This is a genomic window from Paraglaciecola marina (assembly GCF_004360155.1).
GTDB classification, from domain to species: Bacteria; Pseudomonadota; Gammaproteobacteria; order Enterobacterales; family Alteromonadaceae; genus Paraglaciecola; species Paraglaciecola marina.
In genome coordinates this window covers 1-12,483 of record NZ_SAIS01000038.1, presented here as the reverse complement: position 1 = coordinate 12,483, position 12,483 = coordinate 1, and the positions used below count along the sequence as shown (strand labels likewise).

The following is a 12,483-nucleotide window of genomic DNA, read 5'->3' as shown; positions in this document are numbered from 1 at the left end:
GTAGAACCATGGAAAAGTACTCTGGTTTCGGACTGTTAAAACACTCCTTAAGCCACCACGAAAACTGGCAACGGGTATGGCGTAACCCAACCCCTAAAAAACACTACGATGCAATCATTGTGGGTGGTGGAGGTCACGGTTTAGCAACCGCTTATTACATGGCAAAAGAGCATGGCATGACCAATATCGCTGTGGTCGAAAAAGGCTACCTAGGTGGCGGTAACACTGCCCGTAACACCACTATAATTCGTTCAAACTACTTGTGGGATGAAGCGGCGCATTTATACGAGCATTCGTTAAAATTGTGGGAAGGCCTTGCTCAAGACCTAAATTACAATTTGATGTTCAGTCAGCGTGGCGTGTTAAACCTTGGCCATACTTTGCAAGATATGCGCGATATCGAACGCCGAGTGAGTGCTAACAGACTCAACGGTATCGACTCTCAATTACTGAATACCGCAGAAGTACAAGATATAGTGCCTATTTTAGATTGTTCTAAAACCGCTCGTTACCCAGTAATGGGGGCGTCTTGGCAACCTAGAGGCGGCACAGCAAGGCATGACGCTGTTGCTTGGGGATACGCCCGTGCCGCAGATGCATTAGGGGTAGACTTACTGCAACAAACCGAAGTAACAGGTATTCGTCGTAAAGACGGCGCAGTATGCGGAGTAGAAACTAATCGCGGCTTTATTTCGGCTGATAAAGTAGCTTGTGTGGCAGCGGGTAATTCTGGCACCTTGGCTAAAATGGTGGGCATGGAATTGCCCTTAGAGTCTCATCCATTACAAGCTATGGTATCTGAGCCAATCAAGCCAATTATCGATACGGTTGTTATGTCTAACCACGTACATGGTTATGTGAGTCAGTCAGACAAAGGCGACTTGGTTATTGGTGCCGGTATTGATGGTTACTTAGGTTATGGCCAGCGTGGCTCGTTTAATATTGTTGAACATACTATTTCAGCCATTATTGAGATGTTCCCTATCTTTAGCCGCGTCAGGTTAAACCGAGCATGGGGCGGCATAGTAGACACCACACCAGATGCTTGCCCTATTATCTCAAAAACCCATATCAAAGGTTTGTACTTTAACTGCGGCTGGGGCACAGGCGGTTTTAAAGCCACGCCAGGTTCTGGAAACGTATTTGCTCATACAGTCGCCAAAGATGAACCTCATCCTCTAGCTAAAGCTTTCGATATTGACCGTTTTACTTCAGGTAAATTAATTGATGAACACGGCGCTGCCGGTGTTGCGCACTAAGTCGGGGAGATTTAAATCATGCTACATATCTACTGTCCTTACTGCGAAGAGTTTCGCGAAGAAGATGAATTTCACCCTGTTGGTGAGGCGCACATTGAGCGCCCTTTAGAGCCTGAGGCACTAACTGATGAGCAGTGGTCTCAATATTTGTTTTTCAGAAAAAACCCCCGTGGGCTACACCACGAAATGTGGGTGCACGGTGCCGGTTGTCGCAAGTTTTTCAACATGACAAGGCACACAGTGACATACAAAATTTTAGAAACCTACAAGATGGGTCAGCAACCGAGTGTTGTTGCTGAGGAGTCGGAATGAAACAAGTCAATCGCCTAGATGATGGTGGCCGTATTAATCGGCAAACACCTTTAAATTTCACCTTTAACGATAAAACTTATCAAGGGTTTGAAGGTGACACATTAGCCTCTGCATTGTTAGCCAATGGTGTGGATGTAGTGGGTAGAAGTTTTAAATACAGTCGCCCAAGGGGCGTTATTACAGCTGATGCCCAAGAGCCCAATGCAATATTCCAAGTAGGCTCTAACGACGCATCAACTATTCCTAACCCAAGGGCAACACAAACTGAGTTGTATGCCAATTTAGTGTGTAGCTCTACCAACGGTTGGCCTAACGTTGATTTTGACCTAATGGGTACAGTGGGTAAAGTGGGTGGTTCTGCCATGCCTCCAGGGTTTTACTATAAGACCTTTATGTTCCCGCAATCTATGTGGATGTCTTACGAAAAAATGATCCGTAAAGGTGCTGGCTTAGGATGTAGCCCTCTGCAGCCAGACCCAGACAGTTACGACAAATTAAATCATCATTGTGATGTAATGGTAGTCGGTGCAGGTCCTGCGGGTTTATCAGCTGCATTAGCTGCGGCCCGCGCAGGTGCCAGAGTGATTATTGCCGATGAGCAAAACGAAATGGGCGGCAGCCTACTTTGTTCAACAGAATTAATCGATGAAACCGCGGCTGCCGTTTGGTTAGTCAGTACCTTAACTGAATTAGCTGAAAACGATAATGTACTTTTGTTACCCCGTAGTACCGCATTTGGTTATTACGACCAAAATTACATAGGTATTAATGAACGTCGTAGTGATCATATTGGTGAAACCAATAGTAATGGCACTAGGCAGCGTTTACATAAAGTACGAGCTAAACAGGTTATTTTAGCCACCGGAGCCCACGAACGGCCTTTGGTATTTGGCAACAATGATGTACCAGGTTGTATGTTAGCTTCAGCAGTCACCACTTATATTAATCGCTATGCTGTTGTACCCGGCAATCGCTTAGCCTTGATGACCACAAATGATAACGCTTACAAAGCCGCCATTGCTTGGCATGATGCGGGTAAAAGTGTGGTGCTAATAGCTGATACCCGCCCAAGTGCCGATGGCTTCTTGGTTAAAGAAGCGATGAAGCGTGGCATAAAAGTCGAATTTGGCCATGGCATTATTGATGTTAAAGGAAGCAAGCGGGTTAAATCTGTAGAGGTTGCCCCCTTGAGTGCTGATGGTAAATCTGTTTCGGGTCAAGCCGTTAGTTATACCTGTGACACTGTTGCAAGCTCTGGAGGTTGGAGCCCGGTATTACATTTGTCTTCACATACGGGTAGCAAGCCTATTTGGCGTGATGATATTCAAGGTTTTGTACCTGGTAAGACTGAACAAGCACAGCATATTTGTGGTGGTATACAAGGCGTATATGATTTATCACAAGTATTAGAAGACGGCATTAAGTGTGGTTTAGCCGCTGCCGGTGACGCGGGTAAAAATGTCAGTAGCCTAGAGTTACTGGCGCCTACAGTGACTAAAAATATCGAAACACCTGCCATGGCACTGTTTCATATTCCTCACTTTAAACCCACCAGCCGTGCACCTAAGCAGTTTGTGGATTACCAAAATGATGTAACTGCTGCTGGTATTGAATTAGCTAATCGTGAAGGTTTTGAGTCAATAGAGCACGTTAAGCGTTATACCGCATTAGGTTTTGGTACTGATCAAGGTAAATTAGGCAACATAAATGGTATGGCGATAACTGCCAATTCTTTAGGTAAAACCATACCTGAAACTGGCACCACTATTTTTAGGCCTATGTACACACCTGTTACCTTTGGAGCCCTTTCGGGCAGTGATGTTAAGCAGTTGTTTGACCCAGCTCGTTTTACGGCCATGCATAGCTGGCATGTTGATAATGGCGCTGAGTTTGAAGATGTAGGCCAGTGGAAACGTCCTTGGTACTACCCAAAACCGGGTGAAACCATGGAGCAAGCATTAGCGCGCGAATGCTTAGCAACCCGCAACAGTGTAGGTTTGTTAGATGCATCTACATTAGGGAAAATAGACATTCAAGGTAAAGATGCCCGTGAATTTCTAAACCGTGTTTACACCAACCCTTGGAGTCAATTAGCGGTTGGCAAATGTCGATATGGTGTGATGTGTAAAGAAGACGGTATGGTGTTTGACGATGGTGTAACTGCATGCATCAACGATAATCGCTTTCAAATGACCACGACTACAGGTGGGGCGGCTGGCGTATTAAATTGGTTAGAGCTTTGGCATCAAACTGAATGGCCTGAGTTAGAAGTGTACTTCAGCACTGTGACTGATCATTGGTCTACCATGACCATATCTGGCCCAAATAGTCGTAAGGTACTCGAAAAACTTACCGATGCTGACGTGAGCAACGAAGCCTTCCCGTATATGGGTTGGATTGCTGCAGAAGTAGCCGGAGTTAAAGCGCGAATTTTCCGTATTTCATTTACTGGTGAATTGTCTTTTGAAATCAACGTACAAGCTAACTTTGGCTTACATTGTTGGGAAGCTGTAGTTGCGGCCGGTCAAGAGTTTGATATTACCCCGTACGGTACTGAAACCATGCACATATTACGTGCTGAAAAAGGCTTTATTATTGTCGGGCAAGATACAGACGGCTCGGTTACTCCGCAAGATTTAGACATGAATTGGGTAGTAGGCAAGAAGAAAGCCTTTAGTTACCTAGGTAAACGTTCTTGGACTCGAGAAGACAACGAGCGTACTGATCGTAAACAATTTGTAGGCCTAAAACCTAAAGACCCGAAAGTGGTATTACCGGAAGGCGCACAAATTGTATTTGATAAAGACCAGCCTATTCCTATGACAATGGTTGGGCATGTAACCTCAAGTTATTACAGCGCATGTTTAGGTTATTCGTTTGCCTTAGCTGTGGTTAAAGGTGGGTTAGAGCGTAAGGGCCAGTCAGTATTTGTGCCCCTAGCTGATGGCACCACTATAGAAGCCGAAATATGTAGTTCTGTGTTTTACGATCCAAAAGGAGATCGCCAAAATGTCTGATTTAGTCAAAGTAGAATCCCCGTTACAGCATGCAGACTTTGCTGCGTTGTCAGCCTTAACCACTGAAGGTGGTGTGGTATTGCGTGAAGATGCCCTGTTAGGACATGTAAACTTGCGAGGTAATGCCCAAGACCCAGAGTTTGTGGCCGGAGTAGCAAAAGCATTAGGTTTAGCACTGCCACTTGCGCCTTGTTCGTCAGCACAAAATGACGACACTACGATTATGTGGTTATCACCAGATGAGTGGATCATTCTTGTTGAAGGTGGCAAAGAAGAAGCCACAGAAGCAAGTTTACGCGCTAACTTAACTGGCCATTTTGCGGTGTCGGATATAAGTGGTGGGCAAACCATACTTGAGTTAAGTGGTGATGATTGTATCAAGGTGCTGCAAAAATCCACTGGTTATGATGTCCACCTAGACAACTTCCCAATTGGTAAGGTTGTCGGGACCACTTTTGCAAAATCTTCTGCCCATATTAGGCGGACAGGTGAGCAAAGTTTTCAGCTAGTTATACGCCGTAGTTTTTCAGATTATATTTGGTTATGGCTACAACAAAGCAGTAAAGAATACGGTCTGCGCATTGCGCTGTAACTGATTTTATTTACGTATAAAGGAACAGTAATGACACTGTCAGTTACAGAAAAACAACAACAAATTCAAACTCAGATCATTACCGCAAGTTGCCCTAGTTTGTTAGGCACGGTAGACGTAGTCACCCGTTATTTATATGAGAATGGCTTTTACATTACAGAAATTCATTCTTTTGATGATACTAAGACTGGCCAGTTTTTTATTCGTATCGAGTTTCATGCGAATGATGGGGCTGAGTTTGATCGAGAAGCCTTCATGGAAGGCTTTAATCAAAAAGCTGAAAAGTTTTCTATGCAGTGGCAGTTGGTGGCAAAAGCATATAAGCCTAAAGTGGTGATTTTAGTCTCTAAGCAAGATCACTGTCTAAATGACCTGCTTTATCGTTGGAGAATTGGTAGTTTGGCTGTAGATATTCAAGCTATTGTGTCTAATCATCCAGACTGTGAAGATTTAGCGGCTTGGCATAATATTCCTTATTATCATTTCCCTATTACCAAAGAGACTAAGGTTCAGCAAGAAGCCTTGATTTGGGATGTGATTCAAGAATTCCAAGCAGATTTGGTGGTGTTAGCTCGTTACATGCAAGTATTGACCAATGATATGTGCCAAAAGTTGGCAGGTAGAGCCATCAATATTCATCACTCTTTGTTACCTGGTTTTAAAGGCGCAAAGCCTTATCATCAAGCTTATGAGAAAGGTATTAAGCTAGTGGGGGCAACGGCCCATTATGTAAGCGATGAGCTAGACGAAGGGCCGATTATTAGCCAAGGTGTAGAAACCGTAGACCATGGTTATCACCCTGAAGATTTAGCGGCAAAAGGGCGAGACATTGAATGCTTAACCCTTGCTAGAGCAGTACAAAACCACATTGAAAATCGTATATTCTTACATGGTAAGAAAACTGTGGTGTTTACTAAGTAAGCGATAGTCGCCCATTAAATATTAATGGGCGTGTTTTGCTTGTTGTAACTCCTCGTCTTCTGGATCTATCCCTACTTCTATCACCTCATGAGTGGTTTTGCTGACACTCACAAACGGAGCATAGTACTCTCTGTCTGCTTTATAGAAATTGATCCTAAATATAGTCCAAAAAGCTAATAGCGAAAATGAAACCGCTGATACAATAAACAAAGCTTGTTCTGTGTATGCAAATAGAGATGACACCACTAGGGGCCCAAATACACTGCCTAAACTGTTCATCATTAATACGCCGCTACCCACTTCCATTACCGATAAGTCGGTGTTGTCATTAGCGTGAGCTAAACACAATGCATATAAAGGGAATACTAAGCCACCAAAGGCAAACATGGTGAGGTAGATAAACCAAGGATGGTCATACAAAGGCAACATTGCAACCAGACAGGCTATTAATCCAAAAACGGCTAAGCCTGCAATCACTAATCGTCTGTCGATGTTGTCAGACATTCTACCTAATGGGTATTGCAAAGCTGCGCCCCCTAATAAGGTGACAGCCATAAATAAGCCCACTTGGCCTGCTTCTAGGCCATTCGAATTAGCCACAACAGGCCCAAGGGCCCAAAAACCACCTGAAATAAAACCACCTAAAAATGCACCCACCATAGCAATTTGCGATACTGAAAATATACGGCTAAAGCTAAGTTTAATGTTAGGTATGGGGTTAGGTGCTGAGCTTGTAGTTAAACCTATGGGTAAAATGCCTAACACTAATAAAGCTGCGCCAAGCATAAACAAACGCTCGTAGCCAAGGTCAAAGCCAACTAGTAATTGTCCAATACAGATAGCTCCTAGGGTGATAACTGCATAGATAGATAAGATGCTACCTCTGTATTCGGTGGGGGTTTTTTCGTTAAGCCAGCTTTCCATCACCATGTAAATCCCGGCCATTGCCCAGCCCATTAATAGACGTGCAATTACCCACAACTCGAACTGGTCAGCTATACCAATAAACAACATAGAGCCTGTGGTTAGGGCAACCAAAACGGTAAAAACTCGAATATGACCGACTCTTGCTACCAACTTAGGTACGGTTAAGCAACCCAATACAAAACCAGCAAAATAACTAGAGCCTATAAAACCTATGGTGGTGGATTCCCAACCAAGACTCACGCCATAAAGTGGCACTAATGTGTATTGTAGACCGTGGCCCATTAGTAAAATGGCGGCTGATAATAATAAGGCAAAGATAGACCTTAATAGGGATCCCATAGCATTACTCGTTGTAAAAATTTGTAAGGGTTAAAAAGGCGCGCAGAATACCAGCAGAATTGCCGTAATGCTCGTTAATTTATGCCTTGAATACAGTTATTTTTGCGAATAATTTTCAACCTGTTTTTCATCAGTTTCTGACATTGATAAAAACCACAAAATAGTCCTCCAAGTTGCTGCTAAGTTTAGTTAGCAGCAAATCAAAAACATTAGGGTTTACCTGCTACAGGCGGCTCTAGTTTGTCACCTTTTACTACTCTATAAATCAATACTAATAAGGAGCCATTTACACAGATAATAATAAACATAGCGGGCAAGCCCCCTAAATTTGACATCATCTTAATGCCATCAATACTGGCGAAACTCACCATCACCCAGGCTATAACGCCAATACTCATTCCCCAAACTATTTTTAGTAGCATCAGAGGTGCGGCTTTGGTTGGTGTGGAGGCACTTTCTAATTCAGCTGCCGAACCTTCTTCGGGGTCATTTACACAGGCTTCGTTGTCGGCTGCACACAGGTTGCTCATGGTATCTGTGTTTGAGTCGGCAGCGGTAACGTAAGATATAAAGGTAATAAAGATGAAAATGCCAGCAGTGATATAGCTTAAAGGTAAATTATCAAACAAGGTATAAATGGCACCCTCAACGCCTTTTTCATCCATAGCGGTTTTAATACCACCTAGGGTGAGATTGTCGAAATAAATCGCACTGCCTGAAAAAGTCGACATCCATACAAAAGCGAACATTGAAGGTAAGATTAAGTTCACCACTATGAATTCTCTTACTGTATAGCCGCGGCCAATTCTTCCTAAAAATAAGGCCACTACTGGTGCCCACGCATACCAATTGGCCCAATAAAATATGGTCCATAGGTTAGGCCAGTTATCATCAGGGCCGGTATACATATTTAAGCTTCTTGAGAAAAAGGTGGTGACGTAATCAGTCATGCCCTGTAACCCTGCCGAAAATATATATTGGGTGGGGCCAAACATAAGCACAAATACACAAGAGACAATAAAAATTTGCGCATTTAGATTAGAAAGCCGTGCAATACCCTTTTGCAAACCACTCACCGCAGAGGCGATAAAAGTGACGACAATGGCAGCACAAACCAGCGCCATTACCGTTTTGGTGTTAGGTATACCCAATACAGATTGTAAGCCGCCACCTAATACTAAAATTCCAGAGCCAAGTGACGAGGCCATACCCGCTACCAAAGCAAACAAAGCTACTGCATCAATGACAATGGCGCTTTTTTTGGTAATCAATCTACCTAAAAATGGTTTGAGTGAAGAGCCTAGCGAAAAGGGCATGTGTAAGTTGTAATAACACAAGGCAAACGCTAATGCTGGTACGCAATAAATAGCATAAGGCGTAAATGACCAATGCATAAACATAGTACCCAAAGTAAATCTTATGGCTTCTTCACTTTGAGGGGCAATGTCTAAAGAGTTTGGTGGCTCGTAAAGATGGTACATGGGCTCTGCCGCACCCCAAAACAAAATACCCGTTGCGACTGTGGTACACAAAGTAATTGCAAACCACTGCCATTTTGTTAATAAAGGTTTAGCATCGCTACCACCAATTTTGATTTTTCCAAGGGGCGAAAAATATGTAATCACTAGGGTGATAACTAAACATAAAGTTGAAATACTAAATAACCAAGAAAAGGTAGTGAGGATCCAGTCATTTATTTCTGTCATGACATTGAGAAAGTTCTCTAAGTCAACAAAACTAAATATCATTGCGCCCAGTAAAAGTAGAAAAGGGGGCCAAAATACACTATGTTTAATACCGAAATTGAACCAACTAGAATACTTGTTTGTGCTTAATTGTTCTGCGGTATCTGGTGTCATTTTTATCTTCTTTATTTTTATTTTTCTGAGACTTACAGACTTTACGAAAGTAAGGATAGTCATTAGTAGCTCAAAATATAGTTGGGCTATATATAACTAATATTGTTGTGCGTAACGCCTACGTATACCGTGTGAGGTCGAGGTTCAGTCTAGCATTAGTCATACTGCGTTTTTGATCGATAACGACCTTTTATTTACTAAACGCGTCGTTAATAAATAACATCAAACTACTAGCTAATTTGTTTGTGTCGCTTATTTGTAAGTGAACTTGGATTGATTTGCGTTTTAGTATATATAATTAAAATTCTCATGTCTTATTTGGGCTACTTAATGTCTTTATTAGAAAAGTGCATAACCACTACACCACTTAAGTTAACCCACCATTATGTAAGCATTAAACCAATTAAATCGAGAAAACCATGATCAGTGTTTTTGATATGTTCAGCGTAGGTATTGGCCCATCTAGTTCACATACAGTGGGCCCTATGCGAGCTGGCGTAGAGTTTTGTCAGCAGTTAAAAACACTTGAAGTATTCGACCAAGTGGATGAAGTGAAGGTGGAGTTGTTTGGCTCTCTTGGACAGACGGGTAAAGGCCATGGTACTGGAAAAGCCGTTATTTTAGGGTTGCAAGGTTACACTCCAGAATCCATAGATATTAGTTTGGTTGACACTTTGTTACTTAATGTAGAAGCAAGCCAATCACTAGATTTGAACGCTGAGAAATCCGTAAAGTTTCCCCGTCAAAACGCCATAATATTTCATCGACGTAAGACCTTGCCACTGCATGCTAATGGGCTCACTTTCTTTGCTTTAAGACAAGGAGAGGTGATTGCTAGTCAAAGCTACTACTCTATTGGCGGGGGCTTTATTCTTAAAGAAGAAAACTTTCATGATGAAAAAGTCAGCGCCCTGAAACATGATGCCCTGCCTGTGCCCTACTCCTTTTCATCTGCTACTGAGTTATTGCAACAGTGCAGAGAACATGGCTTATGTATTAGTTCGCTTATGCTCTTAAATGAGCAGGTTTTTCAAAACAAAGCGGAGGTAAAACGCAAGCTGTGGCATATCTGGCAAGTTATGAAAGAGTGCGTGCAAAACGGTATTAGCAATGAAGGCATATTACCCGGTGGCTTAAAAGTAACGCGCCGTGCACCCAAGCTTTATCGCAGATTGCAAAATGAACGCAGCACCGACCCGATGCAAGCCATGGACTGGGTTAACCTTTTTGCATTAGCTGTTAACGAAGAAAACGCTGCAGGTGGCCGAGTCGTTACCGCCCCTACTAATGGTGCCGCAGGAATTATCCCAGCAGTACTGCATTACTATGACAAATTTATCAGCCCAGTAGATGAAGACACTGCAATACGTTACTTACTAACCGCCGCTGCCATAGGTATTTTGTATAAAAAGAATGCATCAATCTCGGGGGCCGAAGTAGGCTGCCAAGGTGAAGTAGGTGTAGCTTGCTCTATGGCCGCAGGGGCATTAACTGAGATACTCGGCGGTACAGTAGATGAAGTAGAAAACGCCGCTGAGATAGGCATGGAGCATAACCTAGGTTTAACCTGTGACCCAGTGGGAGGACTCGTGCAAGTGCCTTGTATTGAGCGCAATGCCATGGGGTCAATCAAAGCCATTAATGCATCAAGGTTAGCGTTACGAGGTAACGGTGACCACAAAGTATCGTTAGACAAAGTCATTAAAACCATGTGGGAAACCGGCAACGACATGAAGTCTAAATACAAAGAAACCGCCCGAGGCGGCCTAGCGGTCAATATTGTTGAGTGTTGATTTGCTGTTATATTTGCTCTGCTTAGTAAGCATGCTTTTCTAGGTTATATCTTGCTTATTAGTGGACGATTATTACTGGTGTTAAATACAGCTTTAACTAACTTGCATAGGTAGTTAGGAAAATGCGCGATTCGCGCATTTTTATAGAATCAAAAATCCTATCAATTTCCCTTATTTTCTATCTATAGCAATCTGTTAGGTAATTTGTTACTAATAGTACAAACTAGAAAAGTGCGCGATATGTAAATAGAAATATGCGCGGTTCGCGCACTATTAAATTGTTATGTTTCATAAATTATGTCGACGTATTTTATAAAAGTAGATAGGGACAGTGTGAGTGCAGGAGATGATTTGGAACGTCATACTCTAACCTTCAGGCTACCTATAGACTCTACGGTGCATCAGATAATTGAACACTTGACACTCAAAAAATATCTCGTACCAGTTGCTGGATTTAATCATAGTTGGCAGGTATTTATTGGGGACAAGATAATTACTTCTTTTAAAGGTAATAACGTTGAGCCTGAAAAGTCACCTAGCTTAGATAACTCTGTTTCAAGTTATTTAGATAATGGACGAGTTAATGTTTATATTCGTTATCAAAGTGCAGAAACATAACAAACCCATTAAATCGTTCGCAGGCTCACTGGGACAAATACTCATTGGCTCTCCCTCGTACCTCGGGCATTATAGCCAACAAGTATTTGCCCCTTATGGGAAACGTTATGTTTCAAAAGGAGTCCAGTGGATATCGATCATTTAAAACTAGCACAGAAAGTCATTGAGCTTTCTGGTGGAAAAGACGCACTGAATGCAGAAATGGATCGTAAGCTCTCGCTAATAAACGAAAAATGGAATCAAGATGTAGATGCTATAGGAAGAATTTTAAGGTCACACCTTTTTGTTGAGCACTTTCTAACTGAGTATCTTATTGCCCTAAATCCAAATCTTGGTGATTTAAAGGGTACGCGTTTAACCTTTTCACAAAAATTATCACTTGTGGAAAACCATTCTAACGAAACCAAAGAATTGGCGAGTGGCATTAGAAGGTTAAACACAATACGTAATCAATTGGCACATCGATTGGAAGCCAAAGTAACTGACCAAGATAAAGAGTCGCTGTTATCACTTCATTCATTTCGTTATCTCCGAGAAGCGTTAGCAAAGCCTGATGTACCAAGTTCTGATAACTTAGTAGTTTTAGAGGATTTTGCTAAACATGTAGGTTCTCGTTTGGCATCATTAGCAGATCCAGAAGATTTATCAGCAAGAATATCTCAAGCTATGTGCGAACTGGCAGTTGAAACATAACAAGAAATTAAACAAGGACAAAAAACAGTTGGTTTTTGCTCCTTCGTCGCTTATTTTAACCAACTATTTTTTGCCTGTTAATTAGGCGTTGAGGCTGTAGAAAAAGCCTAAAATAGTTTGTTTTTTGTTCGCTTTTCACTTCCCTCAGATCAT

General features: G+C 42.3%; 10 protein-coding genes. 8 read left to right on the top strand and 2 right to left on the bottom strand.

The window, feature by feature from the left end; translation table 11 throughout:
- Positions 1 to 8 precede the first annotated feature (8 nt).
- Genes EOK74_RS19925 through purU form a run of 5 tightly spaced genes read left to right on the top strand, consistent with a single transcriptional unit; the run spans position 9 to position 6,101 of the window.
- Positions 9 to 1,259, top strand: a complete 1,251-nt coding sequence (locus tag EOK74_RS19925) for a sarcosine oxidase subunit beta family protein (protein ID WP_133471878.1) — start codon at positions 9 to 11, stop codon at positions 1,257 to 1,259.
- A gap of 18 nt (positions 1,260 to 1,277) precedes the next feature.
- Positions 1,278 to 1,571 carry a sarcosine oxidase subunit delta gene (locus tag EOK74_RS19920; protein ID WP_133471877.1) on the top strand — a complete coding sequence of 98 codons (294 nt, stop codon included), beginning with the start codon at positions 1,278 to 1,280 and terminating at the stop codon, positions 1,569 to 1,571.
- Positions 1,568 to 4,588, top strand: a complete 3,021-nt coding sequence (locus EOK74_RS19915; protein ID WP_133471876.1) for a sarcosine oxidase subunit alpha — start codon at positions 1,568 to 1,570, stop codon at positions 4,586 to 4,588. Before EOK74_RS19920 ends, EOK74_RS19915 begins: the two co-directional genes overlap by 4 nt.
- Positions 4,581 to 5,180: a sarcosine oxidase subunit gamma gene (locus tag EOK74_RS19910; RefSeq protein WP_133471875.1), complete on the top strand. Its 600-nt coding sequence runs from the start codon at positions 4,581 to 4,583 to the stop codon at positions 5,178 to 5,180. Before EOK74_RS19915 ends, EOK74_RS19910 begins: the two co-directional genes overlap by 8 nt.
- Positions 5,181 to 5,210: 30 nt before the next feature.
- The gene (gene purU / locus EOK74_RS19905; protein ID WP_133471874.1) at positions 5,211 to 6,101 is read left to right on the top strand and encodes a formyltetrahydrofolate deformylase; all 891 of its coding nucleotides are present in this window, start codon (positions 5,211 to 5,213) and stop codon (positions 6,099 to 6,101) included.
- Positions 6,102 to 6,122: 21 nt separating this feature from the next.
- On the opposite strand, the gene EOK74_RS19900 is transcribed toward purU, so the two are convergent.
- Positions 6,123 to 7,367 (bottom strand): MFS transporter, encoded by a 1,245-nt coding sequence (locus tag EOK74_RS19900; RefSeq protein WP_133471873.1) that lies wholly within the window; start codon positions 7,365 to 7,367, stop codon positions 6,123 to 6,125.
- Between the two features lie 209 nt (positions 7,368 to 7,576).
- Complete coding sequence (locus EOK74_RS19895) at positions 7,577 to 9,226, bottom strand: BCCT family transporter (RefSeq protein ID WP_133471872.1); 1,650 nt, start codon at positions 9,224 to 9,226, stop codon at positions 7,577 to 7,579.
- 419 nt (positions 9,227 to 9,645) lie between these two features.
- On the opposite strand from EOK74_RS19895, the gene EOK74_RS19890 reads away from it, so the two are divergent.
- The 3 genes from EOK74_RS19890 (at position 9,646) to EOK74_RS19880 (ending at position 12,330) form a co-directional block, all read left to right on the top strand.
- A complete protein-coding gene (locus EOK74_RS19890; protein WP_133471871.1) occupies positions 9,646 to 11,019 on the top strand; it encodes an L-serine ammonia-lyase in 1,374 nt (457 codons plus the stop codon).
- A gap of 351 nt (positions 11,020 to 11,370) precedes the next feature.
- Entirely contained in the window at positions 11,371 to 11,637 is a 267-nt protein-coding gene (locus EOK74_RS19885) for a hypothetical protein (RefSeq protein WP_133471870.1), read from the top strand.
- Between the two features lie 126 nt (positions 11,638 to 11,763).
- On the top strand, positions 11,764 to 12,330 hold the full coding sequence (locus EOK74_RS19880; RefSeq protein ID WP_133471869.1) for a hypothetical protein: 567 nt from the start codon (positions 11,764 to 11,766) through the stop codon (positions 12,328 to 12,330).
- Positions 12,331 to 12,483: the final 153 nt, after the last annotated feature.

What these genes read in the sequence shown, in the direction of transcription:
- EOK74_RS19925 (WP_133471878.1), top strand. Translation starts at nt 9, where the DNA reads ATGGAAAAGTACTCTGGTTTCGGACTGTTAAAACACTCCTTAAGCCAC.
- EOK74_RS19920 (WP_133471877.1), top strand. Translation starts at nt 1,278, where the DNA reads ATGCTACATATCTACTGTCCTTACTGCGAAGAGTTTCGCGAAGAAGAT.
- EOK74_RS19915 (WP_133471876.1), top strand. Translation starts at nt 1,568, where the DNA reads ATGAAACAAGTCAATCGCCTAGATGATGGTGGCCGTATTAATCGGCAA.
- EOK74_RS19910 (WP_133471875.1), top strand. Translation starts at nt 4,581, where the DNA reads ATGTCTGATTTAGTCAAAGTAGAATCCCCGTTACAGCATGCAGACTTT.
- purU (WP_133471874.1), top strand. Translation starts at nt 5,211, where the DNA reads ATGACACTGTCAGTTACAGAAAAACAACAACAAATTCAAACTCAGATC.
- EOK74_RS19900 (WP_133471873.1), bottom strand. Translation starts at nt 7,367, where the DNA reads ATGGGATCCCTATTAAGGTCTATCTTTGCCTTATTATTATCAGCCGCC.
- EOK74_RS19895 (WP_133471872.1), bottom strand. Translation starts at nt 9,226, where the DNA reads ATGACACCAGATACCGCAGAACAATTAAGCACAAACAAGTATTCTAGT.
- EOK74_RS19890 (WP_133471871.1), top strand. Translation starts at nt 9,646, where the DNA reads ATGATCAGTGTTTTTGATATGTTCAGCGTAGGTATTGGCCCATCTAGT.